Below are 22,649 nucleotides of genomic sequence, written 5' to 3' on the forward strand. Positions count from 1 at the left end.
CTACCAGGTCCTGCTCGCGAAGGAGGCGGCCTGACGCAGACCCAGTTTCATAGGAAACGTGCGCCCCGTCCTCGCGGACGGATTGGCCGGGCTGATCCGGGTCCGCCAGCGCCGATGCATCGACATGGACCACCACCTGGTACCGCTCTCCCGGGGCGCCGGGATCGAGCCCCTGGTGGAGGGCCGTCTCCGCGAGCAGGGCCAGCGCGTCTGCCTGCTGCTGGGCCGTGGTCGGGCGATCCTCGATCGGGTCAGCCAGGCGGGTGGCCGCCTCCACACCTCGAGTCCGCTGGTACAGCGCCTCACGGGCCGCGTCCAGCGCCCGCAGGAACAGGGTCCCCACCTCGGGCGTGAGCCGCCCGCGCAGCACCACCATGCCGTCCTCGTCCTGGTGGACGTGAAGCGCCCGGCTCGCGTGCTGCCGCGCGGTCTCCCGCGCCTCGGCCTGCCGATCCACCCGCCGCCAGCCCCACACGATCTGCTCGACATGCGCGGCCGGGCCGGCCCGCCCCACCCCCAGCAGCCGCGCTTCGGTCTCCGGCGTGGCCACGCGGGCCAGGGCCCGGACCTTGGCGTACGACAGCTCCCCGCGGGCGAGGGCCTGGGCCAGCAGCGGCAGCGTCCCCAGGGCGCGCGCCACCCGCACCCTCTCCCGGGCCGCCCCGAGATCGAGCCCGACGCGCCAGATCAGCCAGGCGGCGCAGAGGCGGAACCCGCTGTTCCAGCCGCCCCGGGCGTCGAAGTCGCGGATCAGATCGAGCAGCCGGGCGGTGGCGGCCTCGAGATGCGCCGACAACTCGGCGATCTCGTCGCCCAGCTGGTCCAGCTCCGCGACGGGCTCGAGCGTGGCAGGAATGTCGGGCGAGTGGATCTCCCTGGTGAGCCTCCCTTTTCTTGGGACGACTCTACACCCCGATTTCGGAGCCACCCGGGAGCCTCCAGGGCGATTCCGGGACCAGCGACGATTTTCGGTACATTCGCTCCCGGCCGCCCATCACCGGGCCTTTGCGGCCCGCTGGGCCGGCATCCGCCGAGCGCAGCCGATCCGCGGCCATGCCTCGCGGGCGAGGCTGTCAAGCCAAAAGTGCAGACGGCGTCCCGCCCCACGCGCTCTGGTTGCTGATGCCGCGCCATCGGGGGCGACGGATAAGCGGCGGGAGGAACCGTGAGCGTGCTCGCGGGGCCGCCCGTCCGCTCCAGCCGCGCCCGCTTACGGCCGTCGGCTGCAGCCGGTTGTTCGCCGGGTCACTCACCGCGGAACGGGCGTGAGGCTGAACACGCGCGCGTGGCGGGCTGCCGCTTGAATGTCTCCACTCCGCAGGGCCTCACGAACGGCATCGAGCTTGCGCGCGTCATCCAGCGAGAGATACGGCGACCAACCGTCGCCCGCTTCGATCAACTCCACATCCACCTCTGCCGCGTACGGGCCCTCGCGGACCAACGTGGTATGGCGTCTCCTGTTCATCGCCTCCTCCGAAGGAAATCGTCGGCCCAGCGAGCCGGATCAGGCCGATAGGCAGTGACCACCACTGCCGCCGACGTCTGCCCTCTCGGGATCCCCGGACGACGTGGATCGGGCCGCCGCTGCGATCCCTGGAACTTCGGAGCCCGGCGACGCCGAGCCTCACGCCGCCCTTCCCGGCGACGACGTCTTCGTAGCCGTCTTTGCACTCGACGTCCAGGAGGTCCACCCCGCGACGAATTGCCTCTGCAGCGAGGCGTTCAACGATGCTCTCGTGGCTGGGGCGCATCGCCCTATGTTCTCCAGGCGTCAGCCGTCGAGCCGCCATGCCGCTTCCTCGAAGCGCCGCCGCCACTTCACGCTCAGCTTCTTGTCATCAGCCAGGGCGTTGAGGGCATCGCGCGCGAGGGGCGCGGGAAGCCCCACGAGCGCTCGTAGCACCTCGTTCAGGTACGTCCGAGTCGCTGGCGACGATCGGACGCGACAGAACTCGGCCTTCAGCGCACCAGCCGCTGCCTCCGATGGAAAGAACGAGACGGCGCGCACCAGGACGGTCATACGCGTCAAGTCGCCTCGATGAACCTGCATGAGCCCGAGGAGGAAGACGCCCGCCTCCTCTCGCTCCCTGGCCATCGTCCCGAGGAGGTTCCACGCGTCGCCGGCGCGGCCCACATCAAGGCTCATGGCCTGGCGTAGGATCGGTTCGATCGGCCACGTCCTGAGATCGAGCTCCGGCACCGTTCGTGTTCGTCTCATCGCCTCGTCGCTTCGTGTCCCCTGAGTCTGACGCGGCGGTTCAGCCGCCCCAGCGAGCGGAGCGAGCGGTGCTCGGCTGCAACCGGAAGCTAGCGGTCAACACGTCGCTGCCAGATCCGCGGATCTCTCTTCGCGTGTATGCACGCCACGACGTGGGTACCCGTAGTGGTCGAGACGAAGTATGCGACGTACGGGAAGCGCCGGATGCGCGCCCGCCGAGCGCTCTTGTAGATCTGCTGGAAGCTTTCGGGACTGCGCCGAATCTGCTCGAAACACACATCCACCGCCCGAAGAAACTCCGCCCCCAGGCCGATGGCGCGTAGCTCATACCACAGCGCCGCCTGCTCGATGTCGGCTTCGGCTGCTGGCCGGACGATGAAGCGTGGCGCGTCACTCGCCACGTTTCAGGCGCCCGTACAGACGGGCCCGGACCACCTCCCAGGGTTCTCCGGCATCGGGATGCTGCTCGAGATCTTCCAGCCGCCGATCCAGCTCCGCCTTCTGAGCATCGGTGAGGGAAATGTCGGCGGATTCGGGGATGCTCTCCCAGAGGTCCTCGGCCAGTTGGATGCGCTCGGCGACCGACAGCTTGCTGAAGTCGAACTCTACGTCTCGCATACCGGCAGTGTCTCCCTCAGGGGTCTGTGTCCGCAAGCCCTTTCGATGTACCGCTAACGGGGGCGGCGGATGACCAGCGGGGGGAACCGCGAGCTTGCTCGTGGGGCCGCCCGTCCGCTCCAGCCGCATGATGGGCGGCGCGAAGCGACGCCCGCCAGGCGGATGTCAATCCGCCGCCCCCGATGGCGCGGCGGGAAGCGTCCGCGCCATCGTTCAGGCTGAGCGGCCGGTGTCGAGCCGGTCCGCTCCAGCCTGTTGTTGGGCGGCTACAAGTACGTTGGCGGGAGCACGCGAGTTCCACGCTGGCTCGGCAAAGTACTCGTCGACCGCCGGACTCCAGTCGCTCGGATATCGCGGAAACCGCGCCAACCCATGGAGCAGATCCGTCTTGAACACGGCCAACCCATGTTCCTGCACGTAGTGCACATGCCGCATGTCTTCTGGCTGTGCAGTGGTCGGATTCACCGGCCGTGTCCTGAAATAGCCATGGCGGGCAACGAACACACCATGTAGATGAGTCGGCGGGCCAAGGCGGCGGGACACATCCGCCATCCTCTGCGCGAACGCGTCGGCATCGCTGGCAACCGTACCCGCTGGCGCAAAAGCGACGACGAAACCGCGGATGGGGACCCATGTTCTCTGCTGCCGGACTGACCCGACCACGGTACCAGGGACTTGGGCGTGATACCGACGGTCGACCATGCGGCGAAGCTCCCGATTCTGCTCCAGGCAATGCTCGATCGAATCATCGGACGGAGCTTCGGCCGAGTCGGACGAACTGCGGAGACTCGCCTTGACCTCGACGTACCCGTGAACAGCCTCGAGAGGAAACACGTCGCAGGCGGTCAGGCGTGCCAAGGGGCCGCTCCGCACGGCATCATAGATGATGATGTCGAGCTGGGGCGACAGCTTGACAGTTCCATCAGCGTGATGGGCGATGAACCCAGTCGACAGGCCATACTCAGCCGGAAGGAACTCCCGCAACAACAGAATCACGGCCTGCGCCAGCGCGCGCCCTTTCTCGCCTCTGTGGCTAATGGTTGCCCGAACAGCCTCGAGTTTCGCACCGAGGGCGGCCTCTTCGAGCCGGGCCAACGTGCTGAAGTCCGGGGTCTCCATCCTCATAGTCACTCAGTCTCGATCGCCTCTACTGTCCGTCCAACGGGGGCGGCGGATGAGCGGCGGGAGGAACCGCGAGCTTGCTCGCGGGGCCGCCCGTCCGCTCCAGCCGCATGATGGGCGGCGCGAAGCGACGCCCGGCATGCGGATGTCAATCCGCCGCCCCCGATGGCGCGGCGCGAAGCGTCCGCGCCATCGTGAGTTCGGTGGAACCAGCGAGAAACGGTGACGCAGCGCGCGCTGCAGTATAGAGGCCCGAGGGAGTTGCAGCCTGAGAGGAGGATCGGCGTGGAACGGCGGCACGTTGCGGCAGCCCGTCGCCCGGAGGGCGTCGTTGCTCTGCGGAACCGTCGAGTCGGGCCCGAAGGGGCGCAGCGCCGGCCGACAGTCAGGCAGGCCATGGGCCGAAAATCCGGTCGACCGTCCGGATGCTGTCTGCGATCAGGACGCTGGCCCGCTCCGCCACGATGTGGACACTATAAGTCCTCGTCGCGGCGGGTGCAAGGACGGGCCCGACTCGATACGGAGATGACGCTGCGCGCCGCTCGAATGTGACGCTTACGCGGTCGCCGATGGCGCGGGCGCTACGGATCGACTGCAGGGCCCCGCGCGGTCCCCTCCCCTGGCGTGCCGCGCGTCAGGGCCTCGAGCGCCCGCACCACCACCGACAGGTCCTCGGCGCCGTGGCCGCCGGCGCTGGCCGCCGCGTAGAGGCGCTCGGCCACGTCCGTCAGCGGCACCGGCGCGCCCACCGCGGCCGCCGCGTCCTGGATGAGGTGCAGGTCCTTCATGAACAGCTCGAGCTTCATCTGGGCCGGGAAGTCGCGCCGGATGATGAGCGGGCCACGCACCTCGAGCATGCGGGAGGAGGCGGCGCCACCCGTCAGGATCTCGAACACCACGTCGGGGGCGAGGCCCGCGCGCTCCATCATGAGCAACGCCTCGGCAGCGGCCAGGGTGTTGACGGCCACCAGCAGGTTGGCGGCGAGCTTCACCACCATGGCCTGGCCGGCGGCGCCCACGTACACGCTGCGCAAGACCGTCTCGAGCACCGGCCGCCAGCGGTCGAATACCGCGCGCTCCCCGCCCAGGAGGCAGAGGCCCTCGCCGCGCTCCACCATGGCGCTGGTGCCGCTGATCGGCGCGTCGAGAAACGAGAGACCCCGGCCGGCCGTCTCGCGGGCCAGGCGCTCGGTGAGCGCGGGCGAGATCGTGCTCATCTGGATCACCGTCTGCCCGGAGGGCGCCGAGGAGAGGATCCCCGCCGGGCCGAGGATCGCCTCCTCCACGGTGCTGAGCGAGGGCAGCAGCGTGCACACTGCCTCCGAGGCCCGCGCGACCTCGGCGACCGAGCCCGCCCCCCGCCCGCCGAGCGCGGCGAGCGCCTCCACGCGCTCGGGGACGACGTCGTAGCCGACCACCGCGTGGCCCCCCGCCCGCAGGCGGGAGGCCACGGCGTGGCCGAGGAGACCGAGGCCGACCAGGCCGACGGTCGCCATCAGCCGATCAGCAGGACTTGCACGGCGGGTAGTCGCGGGAGTAGACGGGGTTCTTCAGGTACTCCTCCGCCTTGTAGGTCCAGAACTGCGACACCTTCGGGAAGGTGTGGATCACCGTGTTCTGGAGCCGCCCGCCGACCTTCTCGACCTTGCGGACGTAGATGTTCTGGATGGGATTACCGTAGTCGTCGAAGCGCATGGGGCCGCGGGGCGCGTCCGAGAGGTCCACGCGCCGGAGCGCCGCCAGGAACTTGTCCACGCTCTCGATGTCGCCGCCCGTGGCCCCGAGCGCGGCCTTGAGCGCCACGCCGGCGACATAGGTGCCCTCGGAGTAATAGGACGGGATCTGCTTGTACTTGGCCTCGTAGGCCTGGGCGAACTTCCGGTTGCCGGGCGTGGCCAGCGCGGCCGAGTAGTGGAGCGCGGTGACGATGCCGAGGGCCTCGTCGCCCATGCTGCGCAGCACATGCTCGTCGGTGAAGGTGCCGCCGCCGATCAGGGGCAGCCGCTGCTTGAGCCCCGCCTCGGCGTACTGCTTGGCGAAGCGGAGGGCGTCGGCGCCCGAGAACACCGCGTAGACCGCGTCCACGTCCCGCTTGAGCTGGGCCAGGTAGGGCCCGAAGTCGGCCGTGCCGAGCGGCGGCCAGAGCTTCTGCACCACCTGCCCGCCCGCCTCCTCGAAGCTCCTGTGGAAGCCCGCCGCCACCTCCCAGCCGAAGGCGAAGTCGTAGCCGATCATCGCGATCTTCTTGTACTTGAGGTTGTCGTACACCCACTTGCCGAAGGGATGGGAGGGCTGGGCGCTGGACCACCCCACCCGCACGATATAGGGACTGCGCTTGCGCTGGGTGATGTCCTCGCCGGACACGATGGGGTAGATCGCCGGCACTTTCTTCCCGTCGATGTAGGGCGCCACGGCGTAGCCCACCGCGGCGCTGAGCGGCCCGGTGACGAGATGCACGCCCTGCCCCTCGACGAGCGAGCGCGCCTTGGTCAGCCCGGTGGCGGGCTTCCCCTCGTCGTCCTCGATGATGAGCTTGATCTCGCGTCCTGCCAGCCGGTACTTCTGCTCCTCGAAGAAGAGCTCGAGGCCGTTGATCATGTCCTTGCCGTTGGCGGCGAGGGGCCCGGTCTGCGGGACGAGCAGCCCCACCTTGATGGGCCCCTTCTGGGCCCAGCTCGCCGCGGGCGCCAGCAGCAGCACACCGGCCACGAGCAGTGCGGCGATTCCCAGCATCCTTCGCATGTCGGTCTCCTTTCGCGCCGCGTCCCGCCAGGACGCGCGGCGCCGGTGAACTACAGCCCCAGGTAGCGGGACTTGACCTCCTCGTCGGCCCAGAGCGCCGCGGGCGTCCCCGAGTGGACGATGCGGCCCCGGCTCAGCACGTGGACGTGGTCGGCGATCTTGACGGCGAACGGGAGGCTCTGCTCGACCAGGAGGATGGAGAGCCCCTGCGCCTTGAGCTCGGTCAGGGCCCGGCCCACCTCGCGCACGAGGAGCGGCGCCAGCCCCTCGGTGGGCTCGTCCATCAGCAAGAGCGTCGGGTTGGTCATGAGGGCCCGGCCGATGGCGAGCATCTGCTGCTCGCCGCCGGAGAGCTTGTTCCCGCGGTGGGACAGCCGCTCGGCCAGCCGCGGGAAGAGACCGAACACCCGCTCGACGGTCCAGCCCCCGCCCGCGCGGGCCCGGGCCGCCACGGTCAGATTCTCGAGCACGGTCAGCGACGGGAAGATCCGCCGGCCCTGGGGCACCAGCGCCATGCCCATGGCCACGATCCGGTCCGAGCCGAGCCGCGTGACCTCGGCGCCGGCGAACCTCACGCGCCCCGAGCGGGGCGGCGTGAAGCCGATGACGGAGCGGATCAGCGTGGTCTTGCCCATGCCATTGCGTCCGAGGAGGGCCACGACCTGGCCCCGGGCCACGCCGAGCGAGACACCCTGGAGGATGTGGCTGTCCGCGTAATAGGTGTGGATGTCCTGGACCTCGAGCATCAGTCGGTCCCCAGGTAGATCTGGGCCACCAGGGGATCGGCTCTCACGGCCTCGCGGGTCCCGTCGGCCACGACCCGCCCATTGTGCAGCACCATCACCCGGTCGGCCAGCCCGAAGGCCACGTCCATGTCGTGCTCGATGATGAGGATGGTCATGGCGGGATCGAGGCCCCGGAGCAGCGCGCTCATCATCTGCGACTCGGCCGGCGACAGCCCCGCCGTGGGCTCGTCGAGGAGCAGGAGCCGCGGCCGGCCCGCCAGCGCGAGAGCCACCTCGAGCTGCCGCTGCTCGCCGTGGGAGAGATTCCTGACCGTCTCCGCCTCCTTGCCGGCCAGGCCCACGGAGTCGAGGACGGCGCGGGCACGCGCATGCAGGCGCCGGTAGGAGCGGAGCGGCCGGTGGAAGACGAGCTTCGTCGGCTCGAGGGCCTGGGCCGCCAGCAGCATGTTCTCCAGCACGCTCAGGCGCGGGAAGAGCGCCGTGATCTGGAAGGTGCGGGCCAGGCCCAGGGCCGCCCGCCGGAACGCCGGCAGGCGCGTGACGTCCCGGCCGAAGAGCGTGATGCGCCCGCCGGAGGGCGTCAGATCCCCGCTGATGAGGTTGAAGAGCGTGGTCTTCCCCGCGCCGTTGGGACCGATGATGGCGCGCCGCTCCCCCGGGCGAACCGAGAGGTCCACGCCGCCGACGGCCTCGAGCCCGCCGAAGACCTTCGTGAGGGCCGACAGGGCAAGGGCCTCTGCCTGGCTCATGTCGCGCGCGCGCCCGGCGGCCGCCAGCGCCGCAGCGCCGCCCAGCCGCGGAGCGCCCCCCACCCGCGGAGCGCGCCGATGATGCCGCCGGGGGCGAAGAGGATCACGCAGATATAGACGCCGCCCAGGATGAGCAGCCACCGCTTGGTGTAGAGGCTGACGAAGTTCTTGAGGAAGACGATGAGCCCGGCGCCGAGCGCCGGCCCCACCAGCGTCCCCGACCCGCCGAGGGCGACCATCAGGAGCGCCTCGACGGAGGTGACGAGCTGCACCTCCACGGGACTCACGAAGCCGTTGTAGTAGGCCCAGAGGACGCCGGCCAGCCCTCCGAAGGCCGCTGCCAGGACGAAGGCCAGGTACTTGTGGAGCCACACGTTGTAGCCGAGGCTCCGCATCCGCGCCTCGCTCTCGCGGATCCCCATGAGGCTCATGCCGAAGGGCGAGCGGACGACGAGGACGAGGCAGGCCGCCGCTCCGGCGAAGAAGGCGAGGGTCAGGTAGTAGAAGGCCGCGTCGCCGGCGAAGGACCAGGGGCCCAGCGTGGGCCGCTCGAGCCCCGAGATGCCGTTGTCTCCCTTGGTCACCGACACCCAGCGGAAGGCCAGCCCCCAGACCACCATGCCGAGGGCCAGCGTGATCATGAGGAAATAGGTGCCGGTGGCGCGAATGGCCAGCGGCGCGAAGAGAGCGCCGGCGACCGCGGCCGCCGCCAGCGCCGCCACGAGGCAGGTCCAGAACCCCGCCCGGTACTCCGTGGCCAGGAGGGCCACCGTGTAGGCGGCCGTCCCGAAGTACGCGGCGTGCCCCAGCGACGGCAAGCCCGTGTAGCCGAGCAGGATGTCGAGGCTCATGGCGAAGATGGCGTAGATGAGCGCCTGGGTGAGCAGCGTCAGCGCATAGGCGGAGAGGAATGGAGGCGCCGCGGCCAGGAGCACCGCGGCCGCCGCGAGCCCCACCGCCCCCCGGCCGCCCCGCCGCGACGGGCCCGCCATCACGCGCGGCCGAAGAGGCCCGTGGGCTTGAGGGCGAGGATCACGGCCATGGGGGCGAAGAGCGTGAAGTACGACAGCTCGGGGAAGAGGGCCTTGCCGAAGTTGTCGAGGAGCCCCACGAGGAGGCTGCCGACGATTGCGCCCTGGAGGCTGCCGAGCCCGCCCACGATCACCACGACGAAGGCATAGGGCAGGATCTCGAAGTCCGAGCCGGGGTAGACGCCGATGAACGCGCCGCCCACCACCCCGCCGAGGGCGGCGAGGAAGGCACCCAGGCCGAACACCCCCATGGAGACCCCGGCCACGTTGATGCCGACGCCGCGGGCCATCTCCTCGTCGTCCACGGCGGCGCGGATGATGGCACCGGCGCGCGTCCGCTCGAGGAAGAGCCAGAGCGCCACCGCGATGGCCACGGCCACGGCGATCACGAAGAGGCGGTAGATGGGAAAGACCAGCGCGCCGGCGCGCAGCGAGCCCACGAGCCAGGCCGGCGCGGGGAGGGAGTACGGGTCACCTCCCCAGATGAGGAGTGCCAGGTCCTGGAAGATGAGGGCGAACCCCATGGTCATGAGCACCTGGCCCAGCACCTGCCCGTGCAGCCGCTGCAGGAAGAGCCGCTCCATGGCCACGCCCACCAGCGCGATGGCCAGCCCACCGGCGAGCAGCGCCAGGGGAAAGCTGCCGGTGCGCCACACGGTGCTGAGCCCCACGTAGCCGCCGAGGAGGAAGTAGGAACCATGGGCCAGGTTGACGATCCGCATGACGCCGAAGATCAGCGACAGCCCGCTGGCCAGGAGGAAGAGCAGCGCGCCGTAGGAGAGGCCATTGAACGACTGGATGACCCAGAACTCCATCAGGGGCTCAGCCGTAGATCTCCGGGTTGTGGAGGTTCGGGGGCCGGCGGCCCTCGATGACCGCCGCCACGTTGTCGGCGACGATGCCGGCGATGCACTCGCGGGTGTCGCGGGCCGCGCTGCCGAGGTGCGGCGTGAGCACGACGTTGGGCAGCGCCACGAGCCCCGGCTCCACGCGCGGCTCGTGCTCGAAGACGTCGAGCGCCGCGCCCGCGATCTGCTTCCGCTCGAGGGCGGCCACCAGCGCCGCCTCGTCCACGATGGGGCCGCGGGCGGTGTTCACGAGGTAGGCCGAGGGGCGCATCCGCGCGAGCTCGGGGGCGCCGATCAGGTGGACGGTCTCGGGCGCCAGCGCGACGTGAATGGACACGAAGTCCGACTCCGCGAGCAGCGCGTCCAGGGAGCGGAACTCCGCGCCCAGGGCGGCTTCCCGCTGCGGCGCGAGCCGCTGCCGCTTGGTGTAGAGGACGCGCATGCCGAAGCCGTGCGCGCGGCGCACCACGGCCTCGCCGATGCGCCCCAGCCCGACGATGCCGAGCGTCTTGCCGTGCACCTCGCCGCCCACGTAGTAGAGCGACTGCGACCCGGGGAAGAGCCCCGCGCGCAGGCCCTGGTCCGCTTCCACCACACGCCGGGCCACGGCCAGCAGCAGCGCCCAGTGCAGGTCGGCGGTGGCCTCGGTGACGAGCGGCGGGATCGTCGTGACCGGGATGCGCCGGGCTGTGGCGGCGGCCACGTCGACGCCGGCCGGCGTGATGGCCATGGAGGCGATGGCCCTCAGCCGCGCGCTCTGGCCGATGATCTCGGCGTCGACGCGGTCGTGGAGGAGGCAGACCAGGTACTGGTTGCGCTGGAGCGCCGCCGAGAGCTCCGGCTTCGTGACCATGTGGAGGGGATCGGGGTTGATCTCCACCCGGCCCAGCGCGCGCAGGCGTGCGAGCGCGCCGTCGGGGATCGGCTGGGTCACGAATATGCCAGGGGTCAGGTCTTGCATTCCGACATCCGCCGGCAGGGATGCGGCCCTTCATTCGGACAATGGTCGCGGCCGTGGTGATCGTGTGCCGCTGGGAGCGCACCGGCGGTGGGCTCGGGGGCTGCGTGTTGGAATGCAAGACCTGACCCCATCAGAGGCCGAGGAGGGCGAGGGCGTTGCCGCCGAGGATGCGCTCGCGGTCGCTCCGGCTCAGCGGCCGGACCGTCTCCAGGGCGGCCACGGGATCCTCGTAGCCCATGTCGAAGCAGTAGTCGCTGCCGAGCATCACGCGATCGGCGCCGGCAACGCTGATGAGGTAGCGTAACGCCTCCGGGGCATGCGAGATGGTATCGAAGAAGAAGTGCGGGAGGTACGCCGAGGGCGCCCGCGGCAGATGTCGACACTCGGGGCGGACCGCATATCCGCGGTCAAGGCGGCCCAGGAGGCACGGGAAGGCGCCGCCGGCATGGGGCAAGCAGACGCGCAGCGCCGGGAACCGGTCGAGGACCCCGCCGTAGACCAGCCGCGCCGCAGCCACGGCGGTGTCGAAGGGGTTGCCGAGGAGGTTGTGGAGATAGTACGGGCCGAGCCGCTCGCCGCCGATCACGTTGATGGGGTGCAGGAAGATCGGGACACCCAGCGCCGCGATCGCCTCGAAGACGGGGAGAAAGGCCGGATCGTCCAGGTCCCGACCGCGCACATTGGTGCCGAGGTAGACGCCGCGGCAACCCAGTTCCCGCACCGCGCGCTCGGCCTCGGCCGCGGCGGCCGCGGGCGCCTGCATCGGCAGCGTGGCCAGGCCGACCAGCCGGCCGGGATGGGCGCGCGCGGCCTGCGCCATCGCATCGTTCACGAGCCGCGCGAGCCGCGTACCGAGCGCCTCGTCCGCCCAGTACACCATTGGCGGCATGAGCGACAGCGCGTGCACCGTCACCCCCTGTCTGTCCATCGCCTCGAGGCGCAGCGCGAGGTCATGGTAGCGGCGCGAGATCGGGCCGAAGGGGACCTGGCCTACCATGATGGTGGGGCCGTCGGGGCCGGGGCGGAGGCGCACTCCGTGAGGCTCGCCGTCCGTCTCGATGAGTCTCAGATACCCCTCGGGGACGAAATGCGCGTGGATGTCCACGGTGGCAGTGCGTGTCACGCTCGGCTCCCCCTGAAGCCCAGGGCCATGCTGGCGCCCCGGGCTGCCCCTCTCACGAGCGGCACCAGCGAGCCCAGCCGCTCCTCGGAGAGCCGCACCGCCGGGCACGCCACACCCGTGGAGGCCACCGCCGCGCCGGTGTGATCCCGGAGCGGGGCGGCGATGCACCGGAGCCCTGTCTCGAGTTCCTCGTTGTCCACCGCGTACCCCGCCGCCCTGATGATATCTGCAGGGCCTGGTAGCTCTCGAAGACCTTGAGCCCCAGGCAGTACTTCTCGGTCCGGAGCGTCTTCCGGACGTACCCGCCAGGAACGCTTTCCCGCGCGAGCACCGCCTTCCTATCACCGGCGACGAGAGCGTGTCAATCGGAAAGGGTCTGCCGGCGCGATTGACACGGGCACGGGGCTGCGGCTACCGTGGCGGCGGGCGGCGGAGATGCGCGTCGAAGAAGGCGGCGACGCGGGGGAGGAAGTCGGCGGGCAGCTCGCCGTGGCGCCCGCGCCCGGGGAAGTAGAACTCGGCGCGCGCGTTCGTGCCGAGCGCCGCGCGGAGGCGCTCGGCGTGGGCGAAGGGGATCTGCTCGTCCCCCCGGCTGTGGATCAGGAAGACGGGAGTCCCGAGCCGGCGCGCCGCGTCCAGCGGCGACGGCCGCGTGAGGTCGCCGCCGAGGAAGAGCCGGCCCCAGAGCATCATGAGCCTCACGAGCGGGTACCTGAGGGGCCCGAGCCAGAAGTAGAGCTCCCGGCCCAGCGTCTCGAGGTCGGCGAAGGACGCGTAGGCGACAACGGCGCCGATCCGGTCGTCGTCGGCGGCCGTCATGAGCGCCACGGCGCCGCCCAGCGAGAAGCCGAAGACACCGACCCGGGCGAACCCGCGCGCAGCCAGGACGTCGAGCACGCGGGCGAGGTCCCGGCGCTCGCGCAGGCCCAGCGTGGTCACGGCGCCGCCGCTCTGGCCGAAGTGACGGAGGTCCATCAGCAGCACGGTGAAGCGCGGGGCCAGCGCGGCGGCCAGCGGCAGCATGTCGCGCTTGTCGGCGGGATACCCGTGCAGGAAGATCACGGCCGGCGCGCCGGCGCGGGGGAGGAGCCAGCCTGCCAGCCGCACGCCATCGTCGGCCTCGATGCTGACGGTCTCGGGGTCCAGCCGGTAGTCCTCGGGCCCGAGCGGGATGGCGATCCGGGGGGGGCGCACCGCCACCCAGAAGGCGAGCAGGCTCAGGACGACGAAGCCGCCGACGGCGCAGGCGCCGACCACCGCCGCGTAGGCCCAGGCCCTCACAGGCGCCATCATGACACACGGAGGTCCACGCTTCGCCTTCCACCCCGTGCACGCCATCATGGCGGTCTACCCGCTCCGGCGCCTCCGCCACGTCGGGCGCGTGATCGTCGCGGCGCCGGAGGACCCGGCCGTGCCGCGGCATCTGGGGTTCGACGTCGCGGCGAGCGTGGAGGAGGCGGTGGCGCTGGCCGAGCACGTCCATGGCCCGGACTGCGCCATCGGCTACGTCGAGCAGCCCGTGTACGAGCGGCTGGCCTGAGCGCGAGCCGCCGCGTCAGGCCGGGCCGGCGGCGAGGACCTCCCAGACTTTCTGCGCCAGGGCGAGAGGCGTGAAGGGCTTGGAGAGGAAGGCGGCACCAGGGTCGAGGATGCCGTGGCGCTCGACGGCGTCCGGCGCATACCCCGACACGTAGAGCACCCGGAGGCCGGGGCGCGTCCGCCCGACCGCCGCGGCCAGCTCCCGGCCGCTCATCCGTGGCATCACGACGTCCGCGACGAGGAGATGGAGGAGGCCGGGCGCCGCCGCCAGGGCCAGGGCCTCCTCGGGGCCGCGGGCGTCGAGGACGGTGTAGCCGTGGGCCTCGAGGGCCTCGCGGGTGAGGGCGCGGACGTCCTCGTCGTCCTCGACCAGCAGGATGGTCTCGGAGCCGCGCGGGCGCTCGGGGGGATGCTCGACGGACGCCGGCACGGCCACGGCGTCCTCGGCGCGCGGGAGATAAACCTTGAAGGTGGTGCCCCGGCCCGGCTCGCTGTAGACCCAGATGGTGCCGCCGCTCTGGCTGACCACGCCATGCACGGTGGCCAGCCCGAGACCTGTCCCCCGTTCCTTCGTCGTGAAGAAGGGCTCGAAGATCCTGGCCCGCGTGGCCTCGTCCATCCCCGACCCGGTGTCGCTCACGGCCAGCATCACGTGCTGCCCCGGGCGGGCACCCGCGTGCCGGTGCGCATACCTCTCGTCCAGCTCCGCGTTGGCGGTCTCGATGGTGAGCCGCCCGACCCCCGGCATCGCGTCGCGCGCGTTGATCACGAGGTTGAGGAGCACCTGCTCGATCTGGCTGGGGTCGGCCAGGACGCGCCCGAGCCCGGGGTCCAGCGTGATCGACAGCTCCAGGTCCTCACCGATCACGCGCCTGAGCATCGGCCCGAGCCCGCTCACCACCGTGTTGAGGTCCAGCACCTGGGGCCGGAGGACCTGGCGGCGGCTCACCGCCAGCAGCTGCTGCGTCAGCGCCGCCGCCCGCCGGCCGGTGGCCTGGATGAGCTCGACGTCCCGCCGCGCCGGCCCCTCGGTCACGAGCCGGCGCAGCAAGAGCTCGGTCCGCCCGAGGATCACCGTCAGCAGGTTGTTGAAGTCGTGGGCAATCCCTCCGGCCAGGCGGCCCACCGCCTCCATCTTCTGGGACTGGAGGAACTGCTGCTCGAGCTGCTTGCGCTCGGTCAGGTCGAACAGCGTCACGAGCGTCGCGGGCCGGTCGTCCCAGGTGGTCAGCGAGATCACCCCCTCGATCCACGCGCGGGCCCCGTCCCGCCGCAGGCCCTGGAACTCGTAGTGGGAGGGCACCGGCTCCCCGCGGAGCCGCGCGAGGTTATAGGCCTCGAGGCGAGCCTGCTCCTCCGGAGCCACGAGCGTGAGCACGTTGCGCCCGATCAGCTCCGCCGGGCTGTCGTGGCCGAAGATTCGGGCCAGGGCCGGGTTGGCGAAGCGGATGACGAAGTCCTGGTGGATCGCGATCCCCTGGATAGAGCCGTCGACCAGGCCGCGGTACCGCGCCTCGCTCTCACGGAGCGCCCGGAGCGCTTGCTCGAGTGTCCCGGAGGCCGGCGCGGCGCTCTCGATGCTACCCACGGGCCGCCCTCGGGGAGAGCGCCGCCAGCACGGCCAGGAGGCGGTCCAGGTCGATGGGCTTGGTGAGGAAGGCATCCACCGCAGGCGCTCCGGGGTCCGCATCCTCCGGCCCCATGGCGCCGGACATGACGACGACGCGGCAGCGGGGATTCCGGTGCCGCGCGGCGCGCGCGATCACCCACCCGTGCTCCTCCGGGAGAACCAGGTCGGTGAGGACCACCTGGAAGGTCTGCTGGGTCAGCGCCTCGAACGCCGAGGCGGTGTCGCCGACCACACGCACGTTCCAGCCCTCGGCGCCGAGCAATTCCTCCAGCAGCGCGCCGAACACCCGGTCGTCCTCGACCACCAGCACCGCGGGGGGCGCCGCCTCTGCGGCCGGGGATAGCGTCAGCAGTCCCTCGACGTGCACGATGGCCTCGCGGGCGACCTCCCGGAGCGACAGCAGGCCCTCGCGGAGGTTGGCGGTGTCGAGCGTCCCTCCGTCCAGCCGGGCGAGCATGGCGTCCGCCTGCCCGAGGAGCGCCGCCAGGACGTTCCGGAAGTCGCGGGCGATGCCAGCCGCCGCCGCCTCAGGCATCCCCGGGCTCCGTGGCGCGCTCGCTCAGGAGCGGGAGCAGGATCCGGAAGGTCGTGCCCCGGCCGGGGGTGCTCCTGAAGCTGATGGCGCCGCCATGGTCCTCGACGACCTTGTGGGTGAGGACGAGCCCCAAGCCCGTGCCGCTGGCCTTCGTCGTGAAGAAGGGATCGAACACCTTGTCGGCGTCGAGCGTCGAGATGCCGCAGCCGGTGTCCTCGATTTCGATCCGGAGCCGACGCGCCATCCGGCCGCGCGGGACGGCGCCGAAGGGGTCCGGCCCGTGATGCCACCCCGTGCGGACCGTTAGCCGGCCCCCCGACTCCATGGCCTCGAGCGCATTGGCCACCAGGTTCACGAAGGCCCGGTAGAGCAGGTCGGGGTCAGCCGGGACAGCCGGGACGTCCCGCGCGTACTCCCGCGCCACCGCGACGTGCCGGCTCTCGAGCTCGTGGCTGTAGAGATCGAGCACGCGGTCGAGGAGGACCGGGACGACCACGGCCTGCAGGTGCAGCCGCGAGGGGCGGGCCAGGTCGAGGAGCTGCTCGACGATCTCGTTGATCCGCTCGAGCTCCCGCGACACCACCTCCTCGAAGGAGCGCCGGAAGCCCGCGTCGTCGAACTTCCGCGAGAGGTGGCGCGTGAAGGTCCGCAGCGAGGTGAGCGGGTTCTTGATCTCGTGGGCGAGGCCCGCGGCGAGCGTGCCGAGCGCGGCGAGGCGGTCCGAGCGGCGGAGCTGCGCCTCCAGCTCGCGGACGACCGTGACGTCGCCGAAGACGCCGACGACGCCGAGGTCCTTGCCCTCCACGCCACGCAGCGGCGCCGTGCTCATCTCCACGGGAAGCGTGCCCCCGTTCGGGCGCCGGAGCGTCAGCGAGAGGTTGGTCGTCCCGTAGCGGCTTCCCAGCGTCTCGAGCAGAGTCTCGCCGATCTCGGGCGTGTGGACGAACACCTCGGTGGCGTAGCGGCCGATGACCTCCCCGGCGAAGAGCCCCGTGAGCATCTCGGCCGCAGGGTTCAGCGTCGCCACGCGCCCGTCGAGGTCGAGGGTGACGATGCCGCTCGTGAGCGAGGCGAAGATGCTGTCCGTGTAGCTCTTGAGGTCGGCCAGCTCCGCGAAGCGGCGGCTGAGCTCGGTGTGGGTCGTCTCGAGGTCCCTCCGCTGGTGGAGGAGCTGGGCCGCCATGTCGTTGAACGCGACGGCGAGCTGGCCGATCTCGTCGAAGCCGGGCGGCGCGATGCGCTGGTCGAGGTCGCCCCGCGAGATGGCCTCCGCGCCGGCTGCGAGCTGGCGGACGGGCCGGGCGATGCGCCGGGCCACGAGGGCGGCCACGAGCCCGCCGAGGAGGAGCGTCAGCACGCTCAGCCCCGCCAGCTCCCATCGGGTGCGGCTGATCTGAGCCTCCATCCGGCGCTTGGACAGCCCGACGCGGATGGTGCCCCATTTCTGCGCCGAGACCAGCACCGGGACGGCGAAGTCGTAGACCGCCGCGCGGCCCTTGCCGCGCGGGATCTCCTGGATGAAGAGGTTCTCCGCCCCGGCGGCGCGCCGGTCCGCCGCTCCGGCGAGGGGGGCGCCCACGAGCCCCGCGTTCCGGCTGTGGGCGGCCACGGCCCCCTCGGCGTCGAGCACCATCGCGTACACCACGTCGTGACTGGCGCTCACGCGGGCCACGTTCTGCTCCAGTGCCGTGAAGTTGTAGAGGAGGAGCGGGCCGGAGGAGATCGCCGCCAGGTCGCGCGCGATGACCTCGCCCCGCCGGAGCACCTCGTCCACGATGGCGGCGTGCTGGCGATGCTCCACCACGACGAACACCCCCGCCATGACCACGAGCAGGACCAGGACGGTGCCCACCAGGAACCGGGCCTGGAGCGAGCGCGGCCGCAGCCCCCGGCGCCGCGCCCGAAGATCGTCCCTCACCGCCGCCCCTCCAGCCAGATCTTCCTGAGCGGGATGTAGGGATCCCCGAGCCCATTCACCTCCACGCTCTTCACGTAGGGCTGGAAGAGCCGCTCGTAGGTGTAATGCCAGACCGGAATGACGGGGGCGTCGTCGAGGATGCGCTGCTCGGCCCGCCGGTAGAGGTCGATGCGCCGAGAGAGGTCCGGCTCGTGCCGGGCCTCGCGCAGCAGATCGTCCACCACCGGGTTGGCGTAGCCCGTGAGGCTGCGGGGGGTCCGCGAGTGGAAGAGCTTGAACAGGAAGTTGTCCGGGTCGGGCACATCGGCGTACCAGGCATAGAGGAACATGGGGAAGCGCCCCTCGGCCAGCCCGCGGGAGAAGGAGGGCCACCCGGTGTCGTAGTGGATCTCCAGCGGGATTCCCACCGTGGCGAGCTGCCGCTTCACGACCTCCAGCTCCCGCTCGATGCGCTCCCCCTTGACGCTCGACCAGATGGCGATGGGGCCGAGCCCGCGCCCTTCCGGATACCCGGCCTCCCGCAGGAGCGCCCGGGCCCGCGCGGGCGAATGAGGGATCGCGCGGAGCTGCGGGTTGTGCCCGGGCATGCCCGGCGGAAGGATGCCGCGCGCCGGCTGGTACCGCCCGAGGAAGATCTCCTGGAGGATACGCTCCCGGTCGACCGCATAGGCAATGGCCTGGCGCACGCGTGGGTCCGCCAGAGGGCGGAGGCGCGTGTTGAAGCCATAGAAGCGCACGCTGAAGGTCGACCGGCGGACGTACTGGTAGCGGGGGTCTCCCGCCTTGCTGCGGCAGGGCGGAGGCACCGGGCTCTCCTCGAGCCCGCCCTGCTCGAACTCGCGACAGATGAGATCGCTCGACTCGCCCGGAAAGATCCGGTACACGATGCGCGACAGCCGCGGCGGACCATCCCAGTACTCCGCGTTGGCCCCCAGGACGATCTCCTTCCCGCGCTCCCAGCGGAGGAACCTGAAGGGGCCCGTACCCACGGGGTGGACGCCGAAGCCCTCGCCCTGCTCCCCCACGAGCTCCCGCGGGACGATCTTGGCGTGGCCCAGGGCCAGCACGGACACGAAGGGCGCCTGCGTCTCGCTGAGCGTGACCCGCACCGTGTGCCGATCCACGGCGACCAGGCCGGAGACTTGCCGGGCGCGGCCCTCCCGGAAGGCCTGCGCCCCCTCGATCCCCGCGAAGCTGTCGGCCGCGCCAGACCGGGTTCTCGGATCCAGGATGCGCGTGAGCGAGTAGACCACGTCCTCCGCCGTCACCTCGCGGCCGTGGTGGAACTTGACCCCCTGGCGCAGCGTGAAGGTCCACGTGAGGCCGTCGCGTGAGGCCTTCCAGTAGCGGGCGAGCGCCGGAGTGATGGTGAGGGTCTGGTCGAACCGGACGAGGCCGTCAAAGATCTGCTCGGCCACGGAGCGGCCATAGATGTCGCTGATGCGCACCGGATCGAGCGTCGGGGGATCGTTGCCGAGGGGACGCCGATAGAGGGCTCCCCCCGGCGCCGGCGCAGGGGGCTCCGGCCTCTCCTGGGCCACGACGGCGACTGAGAGGGCGCCGGAGAGGGTCAGCACGGCGACGAGGAGCAAAGGGGGGCCGAAGCCCCCCTTTCTCGTGACCGGGCAGCGGATCCCATCCCAGTCCATCCGCGAGCGATTTCGACTCAGCTAGTCACCGCCTCCACCACCGTCGGCGTTGCCGATGGCAACGAACACCTGAGTCGACTCTGAGGTCCCCGACTCGATCACGGGGGCCGCCAGCAGGAACGACGCGAGCACGAGCAGCACCGCCCAGATCCTGGTCATCGCTCTTCCTCCCCTGATGTAGGAATCGCCTTGTGGGCTTCACCATGAGGCCCATGGCGGAGGAGAGGGAGCAAGAACGCGGCCAGCGAGCGACGCGATCCCGGCTGCGCTAACTCATTGATTCTCCCGACGACCGTCCGAGGGCCCCGACGACTCGCCGGGAGCCCCATTGACCGCAAGGCTGTGCAGTCCCCTGGACCGGCGCCCCGCGCATCGCCACAATCGATAAGCGCGACAGGGGCTTGGCGCACGTGCACAGGATCCTGGGCAGGCTGCACAGATCCCTGTGCACCCTAGGCCTCACTCCCCGGCCGCCTGAGGCTCCACTTGGCGACCTTCAGCTGGAGGGTGTTGCGGTGGATGCCCAGGAGACGGGCCGCCTCGGTGTGGTTCCAGCCGGCGCGCTCGAGGACCCGCAGCACGATCTGCCGCTCGAAGCGCTCGCACGCCTCCGGCAGCGGCAGGCTCTCGGTCTCGCGGGAGCGGGCGCCATGATCGGGGAGCATGAGATCCAGCGGGAGGTCCCTCAGCTGGATCACGGGCCCCTCCGCGAGGGCCACCGAGCGCTCGATGACGTTCTGCAGCTCGCGCACGTTGCCCGGCCAGCCGTACCCCTCGAGGGCCGTCTGGGCCTCGGGGGAAAGGGCGGTGACCGGCTTGTTGAACTCCCGGCTGTAGCGGCGGATGAAGTGGGTCACCAGGAGCGGGACGTCGCCGGGCCGCCCCCGGAGCGGCGGGGCCACGAGCGGCACCACGTTGAGCCGGTAGTAGAGGTCCTCCCTGAAGGCGCCCGCGGCGATGGCCTTGCGGAGATCGGCATTGGTGGCCGCGATGATGCGGACGTCCACCTTGATGCTGCGCGTGCCGCCGACGCGCTCGATCTCCCGCTCCTGCAGCGCCCGGAGGAGCTTGGCCTGGGCCTCCGCCCGGAGCGTGGCGATCTCGTCGAGGAACAGCGTGCCCCCCTGGGCCAGCTCGAACTTCCCGAGCTTCCGCTGATAGGCGCCCGTGAAGGCCCCGCGCTCGTGACCGAACAGCTCCGACTCCAGCAGGCTCTCGGCGATGGCGGCGGGGTTCACGGCCACGAAGGGCCGGTCCCGGCGCGGGCTCCGGCGGTGGATCGCGCGGGCGATCAGCTCCTTGCCGGTGCCGCTCTCCCCGGTGATCAGGACGGTGGCGGTGGTGCGCGCGACCTGGTCAACGACCTGGAAGAGCTTCCGCATCTCGGGCGACTGGCCCACGAGCGCCTCCGGGCCCTCCCGCCGGGCCAGCTCGGATCGCAGCGCCACCACCTCGCGCTCGAGCGTCCGCTTCTCGACGGCCCGCCGGATCAGAGGGAGGACCTCCTCCTGGTCGAACGGCTTGGTGAGGTAGTCCAGGGCGCCGAGCTTCATGGCGTCCACGGCGGTCTTGACGGTCTTCACGGCGGTGACCAGGATCACGTCGAGCCGCTCGTCGAGCGACCGGATCCGCTCGAGCACCTGGAGCCCGTCCATCCCCGGCAGCCGGACGTCCAGGAGGACGAGGTCCACCGGATCGGCGCGGAGAGTCTCGAGCGCCTGCACACCGTCCCGGGCCTCGAGGACGTCGTACTCCTCCTCGAGGATCAGGCGGAAGGACGCCCGCACTCCCGGGTCGTCGTCCACCACGAGGACGACGGAGCGGGGGCCGCGGACGGCCTCGGACGGCTCGCCGGCGAGGGGCTGGAGCAGGCCGTCGCGGGAATCGCCCGGCGCGTCCACGGGGCCGCTAGCGGCGCGCGGTGATCCGGCGTGAGGGCTGGCCGATGTGAACGTGGGCGCCCGTGGCCTCGCCGGCCACCGCCCGCCGGAAGGCGAGGAAGGGGATGCCCGCGCTGCGGAGGTAGTCCATCAGCCCCTGGCCCTCCGCGCTGTCGGGGTGCACCGCGACGTCAATGGCATCGCGGTGGTCGAAGCCGATGCGGTTGTGCGCCGCCGTCTGGCCGAACGCGCTGATGGGCAGCGGCTGGCCGAACCGGGCCACGAAGAAGCGCTGGATCTTCGCGGTATCCGCGAGCCCCCAGCGTGCGGAGCCGTTGAAGCGGATGAGGGTCGGGGTGGCGAAGTAGCCGCCGCTGGCCAGCGGGGGCAGCTTGGCGACCTGCTCGCTCACCTCCGCCTCGAGCAGGATCCGGTCGGCCTCGACGATCCAGCGCCGCGTCTCGGCCGCCTTCGCCTCGGCCTCGGCCAGCAGCCCTTCGCTCACCTCGAGCTCGCGCTGGGAGATGACGTCCCGACCGCGCAGCTCGCGCCGCAGCTCCACCAGCTCCGACAGGGTTGCCACGTCGCGCTGGTAGATCTCCAGCAGCCTCTCCAGGCTCGCGCGGTACTCGCGCGTCGTCCGGACCACGTCGGCGCTGAGCTTCTCGAGGTCGGCGGCGCGCTCTCCGCCCTGGCCGCGGGGAACCTGGATGGCGGGCCGGCCGTCCGGCGCGACCCGGCTCTGCGCAGGGGCGGGTGACGCGGCACAGGCCAGCGCGAGCGCCAGCATGATGGGTGAGACCCGGAGATACGCGCTCATGGGTCGCGCCCCGATTGTAGCCCGGAAGGCGCCCCGGTGTCCCGATTCCCGTCGCCCCACCCCGGGCCCCACCCTCCTCCCCGCGGTCGGGATCAGACGCGGATGTCGACGACGATCTCGCGCTCCCGCGGGCCGTCGCACTCGACCAGCGCGATGCCCTGCCAGGTGCCGAGGAGGAGCCGCCCGCCCCGGATCGGCACGGTCTCCGAGGGGCCGAGGAGCGCGGCCTTCAGGTGGGCGGCGCCGTTGTCGTCGACCTTGTCGTGCTCCCAGATCCCCTGGGGGAAGAGGCGGTCGAGCGCCGTCAGCACATCGGCGCGGAAGCCGGGGTCGGCATTCTCATTGATGATGATCGCGGCCGTGGCGTGACGGACGAAGACGGTGCAGATCCCCTCCTCCCCCCCCGCCCGCGCCACCACCTCGGCCACGCGGCGCGTGATGTCCATCACCTCGTGGCACTCGCGCGTGCTGATCCTGAAGGAGTCCTGCATCTCTCCCCCTCCTCCCACGCTCTATCGGG

25 protein-coding genes are annotated in these 22,649 nt (G+C 71.2%); 1 reads left to right on the top strand and 24 read right to left on the bottom strand.

Features of this window, described 5'->3' with window-relative positions; all coding sequences use genetic code 11:
* The 16 genes from HYV93_21165 to HYV93_21240 all read right to left on the bottom strand — a co-directional run.
* Positions 1 to 928: DUF222 domain-containing protein (locus HYV93_21165; GenBank protein MBI2528480.1), on the bottom strand; the 928-nt coding region annotated here is incomplete at its 3' end.
* A gap of 321 nt (positions 929 to 1,249) precedes the next feature.
* Positions 1,250 to 1,465, bottom strand: a complete 216-nt coding sequence (locus HYV93_21170) for a hypothetical protein (protein MBI2528481.1) — start codon at positions 1,463 to 1,465, stop codon at positions 1,250 to 1,252.
* Between the two features lie 306 nt (positions 1,466 to 1,771).
* Positions 1,772 to 2,218: a hypothetical protein gene (locus HYV93_21175; protein ID MBI2528482.1), complete on the bottom strand. Its 447-nt coding sequence runs from the start codon at positions 2,216 to 2,218 to the stop codon at positions 1,772 to 1,774.
* An 89-nt stretch (positions 2,219 to 2,307) separates the two neighbouring features.
* Positions 2,308 to 2,619: a type II toxin-antitoxin system RelE/ParE family toxin gene (locus HYV93_21180; GenBank protein ID MBI2528483.1), complete on the bottom strand. Its 312-nt coding sequence runs from the start codon at positions 2,617 to 2,619 to the stop codon at positions 2,308 to 2,310.
* Positions 2,609 to 2,836, bottom strand: a complete 228-nt coding sequence (locus HYV93_21185) for an addiction module protein (protein ID MBI2528484.1) — start codon at positions 2,834 to 2,836, stop codon at positions 2,609 to 2,611. Before HYV93_21185 ends, HYV93_21180 begins: the two co-directional genes overlap by 11 nt.
* A gap of 213 nt (positions 2,837 to 3,049) precedes the next feature.
* Entirely contained in the window at positions 3,050 to 3,955 is a 906-nt protein-coding gene (locus tag HYV93_21190; protein ID MBI2528485.1) for a hypothetical protein, read from the bottom strand.
* Between the two features lie 584 nt (positions 3,956 to 4,539).
* Positions 4,540 to 5,454 (bottom strand): NAD(P)-dependent oxidoreductase, encoded by a 915-nt coding sequence (locus tag HYV93_21195; GenBank protein ID MBI2528486.1) that lies wholly within the window; start codon positions 5,452 to 5,454, stop codon positions 4,540 to 4,542.
* A 7-nt stretch (positions 5,455 to 5,461) separates the two neighbouring features.
* Positions 5,462 to 6,700 carry an ABC transporter substrate-binding protein gene (locus HYV93_21200; protein ID MBI2528487.1) on the bottom strand — a complete coding sequence of 413 codons (1,239 nt, stop codon included), beginning with the start codon at positions 6,698 to 6,700 and terminating at the stop codon, positions 5,462 to 5,464.
* Positions 6,701 to 6,750: 50 nt separating this feature from the next.
* Positions 6,751 to 7,446: an ABC transporter ATP-binding protein gene (locus HYV93_21205; protein ID MBI2528488.1), complete on the bottom strand. Its 696-nt coding sequence runs from the start codon at positions 7,444 to 7,446 to the stop codon at positions 6,751 to 6,753.
* A complete protein-coding gene (locus HYV93_21210) occupies positions 7,446 to 8,195 on the bottom strand; it encodes an ABC transporter ATP-binding protein (GenBank protein MBI2528489.1) in 750 nt (249 codons plus the stop codon). Before HYV93_21210 ends, HYV93_21205 begins: the two co-directional genes overlap by 1 nt.
* Entirely contained in the window at positions 8,192 to 9,187 is a 996-nt protein-coding gene (locus tag HYV93_21215) for a branched-chain amino acid ABC transporter permease (GenBank protein MBI2528490.1), read from the bottom strand. The genes HYV93_21210 and HYV93_21215 overlap by 4 nt, the downstream gene beginning before the upstream one ends.
* Positions 9,187 to 10,041 carry a branched-chain amino acid ABC transporter permease gene (locus HYV93_21220; protein MBI2528491.1) on the bottom strand — a complete coding sequence of 285 codons (855 nt, stop codon included), beginning with the start codon at positions 10,039 to 10,041 and terminating at the stop codon, positions 9,187 to 9,189. The genes HYV93_21215 and HYV93_21220 overlap by 1 nt, the downstream gene beginning before the upstream one ends.
* 7 nt (positions 10,042 to 10,048) lie before the next feature.
* Complete coding sequence (locus HYV93_21225) at positions 10,049 to 11,035, bottom strand: D-glycerate dehydrogenase (protein ID MBI2528492.1); 987 nt, start codon at positions 11,033 to 11,035, stop codon at positions 10,049 to 10,051.
* A 130-nt stretch (positions 11,036 to 11,165) separates the two neighbouring features.
* On the bottom strand, positions 11,166 to 12,134 hold the full coding sequence (locus HYV93_21230) for an amidohydrolase (GenBank protein ID MBI2528493.1): 969 nt from the start codon (positions 12,132 to 12,134) through the stop codon (positions 11,166 to 11,168).
* Positions 12,135 to 12,154: 20 nt separating this feature from the next.
* On the bottom strand, positions 12,155 to 12,358 hold the full coding sequence (locus HYV93_21235) for a hypothetical protein (GenBank protein MBI2528494.1): 204 nt from the start codon (positions 12,356 to 12,358) through the stop codon (positions 12,155 to 12,157).
* A gap of 211 nt (positions 12,359 to 12,569) precedes the next feature.
* A complete protein-coding gene (locus HYV93_21240) occupies positions 12,570 to 13,439 on the bottom strand; it encodes an alpha/beta fold hydrolase (protein ID MBI2528495.1) in 870 nt (289 codons plus the stop codon).
* 10 nt (positions 13,440 to 13,449) lie between these two features.
* On the opposite strand from HYV93_21240, the gene HYV93_21245 reads away from it, so the two are divergent.
* Positions 13,450 to 13,698 (top strand): hypothetical protein, encoded by a 249-nt coding sequence (locus HYV93_21245; protein ID MBI2528496.1) that lies wholly within the window; start codon positions 13,450 to 13,452, stop codon positions 13,696 to 13,698.
* A gap of 15 nt (positions 13,699 to 13,713) precedes the next feature.
* Here the strand turns inward: HYV93_21245 and HYV93_21250 are convergent, their stop codons facing one another.
* The 8 genes from HYV93_21250 to HYV93_21285 form a co-directional block, all read right to left on the bottom strand.
* Positions 13,714 to 15,285 (bottom strand): PAS domain S-box protein, encoded by a 1,572-nt coding sequence (locus HYV93_21250; GenBank protein ID MBI2528497.1) that lies wholly within the window; start codon positions 15,283 to 15,285, stop codon positions 13,714 to 13,716.
* The gene (locus tag HYV93_21255) at positions 15,278 to 15,862 is read right to left on the bottom strand and encodes a response regulator (protein ID MBI2528498.1); all 585 of its coding nucleotides are present in this window, start codon (positions 15,860 to 15,862) and stop codon (positions 15,278 to 15,280) included. The genes HYV93_21250 and HYV93_21255 overlap by 8 nt, the downstream gene beginning before the upstream one ends.
* A complete protein-coding gene (locus HYV93_21260; GenBank protein ID MBI2528499.1) occupies positions 15,855 to 17,780 on the bottom strand; it encodes a HAMP domain-containing protein in 1,926 nt (641 codons plus the stop codon). The genes HYV93_21255 and HYV93_21260 overlap by 8 nt, the downstream gene beginning before the upstream one ends.
* A complete protein-coding gene (locus HYV93_21265; protein MBI2528500.1) occupies positions 17,777 to 19,429 on the bottom strand; it encodes an ABC transporter substrate-binding protein in 1,653 nt (550 codons plus the stop codon). The genes HYV93_21260 and HYV93_21265 overlap by 4 nt, the downstream gene beginning before the upstream one ends.
* A gap of 21 nt (positions 19,430 to 19,450) precedes the next feature.
* Complete coding sequence (locus HYV93_21270; protein ID MBI2528501.1) at positions 19,451 to 19,588, bottom strand: hypothetical protein; 138 nt, start codon at positions 19,586 to 19,588, stop codon at positions 19,451 to 19,453.
* A gap of 293 nt (positions 19,589 to 19,881) precedes the next feature.
* A complete protein-coding gene (locus HYV93_21275; GenBank protein MBI2528502.1) occupies positions 19,882 to 21,300 on the bottom strand; it encodes a sigma-54-dependent Fis family transcriptional regulator in 1,419 nt (472 codons plus the stop codon).
* A gap of 37 nt (positions 21,301 to 21,337) precedes the next feature.
* Positions 21,338 to 22,129 carry a hypothetical protein gene (locus tag HYV93_21280; protein ID MBI2528503.1) on the bottom strand — a complete coding sequence of 264 codons (792 nt, stop codon included), beginning with the start codon at positions 22,127 to 22,129 and terminating at the stop codon, positions 21,338 to 21,340.
* A gap of 92 nt (positions 22,130 to 22,221) precedes the next feature.
* A complete protein-coding gene (locus tag HYV93_21285; GenBank protein ID MBI2528504.1) occupies positions 22,222 to 22,620 on the bottom strand; it encodes a YjbQ family protein in 399 nt (132 codons plus the stop codon).
* Positions 22,621 to 22,649: the final 29 nt, after the last annotated feature.

It is taken from the genome of Candidatus Rokuibacteriota bacterium, assembly GCA_016188005.1.
Classification (GTDB): domain Bacteria; phylum Methylomirabilota; class Methylomirabilia; order Rokubacteriales; family CSP1-6; genus UBA12499.